General features: G+C 74.8%; 1 protein-coding gene. It reads right to left on the reverse strand.

All coding sequences use genetic code 11. The annotated features are described in order from the left end of the window. The coding region (locus ACFU6K_RS38490) for an HD-GYP domain-containing protein (RefSeq protein WP_380671244.1) at positions 1–1,397 on the reverse strand (1,397 nt) is incomplete at its 3' end. Between the last annotated feature and the right edge of the window lie 263 nt (positions 1,398–1,660).

Genomic DNA, 1,660 nt, shown 5'->3' on the forward strand with positions numbered 1-1,660 from the left:
GGGACGGCCTGGCCCGGGGCGGCCCGGACCGGCTCGGGCACCCCGAGCGGGATGTCCGGCACCGCCTCGATGGAGTCCTCGGAGTGCACCACCGGCTGCCAGTCGTACCCGGCCAGCGCGTCGATCAGCGCCCGCACCATCACCGGGTCGAACTGGCTCCCCGAGCAGCGCTCCAGCTCCGCGACCGCCTCGCCGACCGGGCGGCCGCGCCGGTAGGAGCGGGTGGAGGTCATCGAGTCGAAGGCGTCGGCGACCGAGATGATCCGGGCGAACTCGGGGATCTGCTCGCCGGCCAGCCCGCTCGGGTAGCCCCGGCCGTCCAGCCGCTCGTGGTGGTGCAGGATCCCGGCGTGCGCCTCGCCGAGGAAGTCGATGCCGCGCACCAGCTCGTAGCCGTACACCGGGTGGATCTCCACCGCCCGACGCTCGGCCTCGGTCAGGGGACCGTTTCTGCGCAGCAGCTCGGTGGCCACGCCGAGCTTGCCGACGTCGTGCAGGATGCCCGCGAAGCGCAGGGTGCGCAGCCGCTCGGCCTCCATGCCGAGCTGAGTGGCGATCAGCACTGAGGCCCGGCCGACCCGTTCGCTGTGGCCCCGGGTGTAGGAGTCCTTGATCTCCACGGCCTGCACCAGCGACTGCACGGTGGCCTGGTGGGCGTCCCGCTCGCGCTGGCCCTGGGCGAACACCCAGGCCGAGATGGACAGCGGCAGCAACGCGAGCAGCGCCGCGAACGCGCCGTACGGGCCCTGCCAGAGCACCGCGACCATCAGCCCGCCGGCCGCGTGCACCAGCACCGGCAGCCCGCACGACGCGTGCGCCCCGCTCAGCAGCACCCCGGGCCGGCGGCCCTCGCTGAGCATCAGCATGACGCCCACCACCACCCCGTTGACCAGGCAGAACACCGCGACGGCGGCGAATCCGGGCAGCAGCGCGGCCGGGAAGCGGGAGCCGAGCAGCAGCTGCGGGCCGTGCAGCAGGTGGAAGACGACGGAGGAGGCGAAGGCGCACAGCGCGAGCTGGGCGCCGTTGAACAGCTGGCGCGGGCGGCAGCCGCGCCCGCTCGGCCCGCCGAGCAGCGCGGCCGGGGCGGCGACCAGCGCGGCGGCGGCCGGCGGGAGCATCAGCACCCCGGCGAACAGCACCGGGAAGAAGGTGTTCACCCCGGGCCGGGCGGGCGTCCGCTCGGGCAGCGCCGGCCGGCGCAGCAGCCGGCGCACCAGCACCAGGCAGGGCGTGGGCAGGCCCTGGGCCAGGGACTCCCAGCAGCCGTGCAGGAAGGCCAGCAGCGCGACCTTGGGCCAGTCCACCGGCGCGCCGAGCCAGTGCGGCACCCCGGGGGCGGCCGCGGCGGGCAGCAGCGGCACCAGGCAGCACAGCGCCGCCACCGGCACCACCACCAGGTAGCGCGCCGCCCCTCGCGGCAGGGTCGAGCCTCCACAGTCGGTAGCGATCTCGACCTCCCCGCCGTACGGACCCCGTGTTGCCTCAGCGCGTCGGGCGGACCGACGGTGAGTGTCCGTCAGGAGAATAGGCCGCCCTCCGGACATGGGGACGCATGATGGCGCAATGGCGCAGTTGGCGCACCGCCCGCTCACTCGAACGAGTGATGGCGCACATGAGCAGAACGGGAGCGGCCCCGGGAGTGTGCACTCCCGGGGCC

This window comes from Kitasatospora sp. NPDC057512, assembly GCF_042802135.1.
Lineage (GTDB): Bacteria > Actinomycetota > Actinomycetes > Streptomycetales > Streptomycetaceae > Kitasatospora.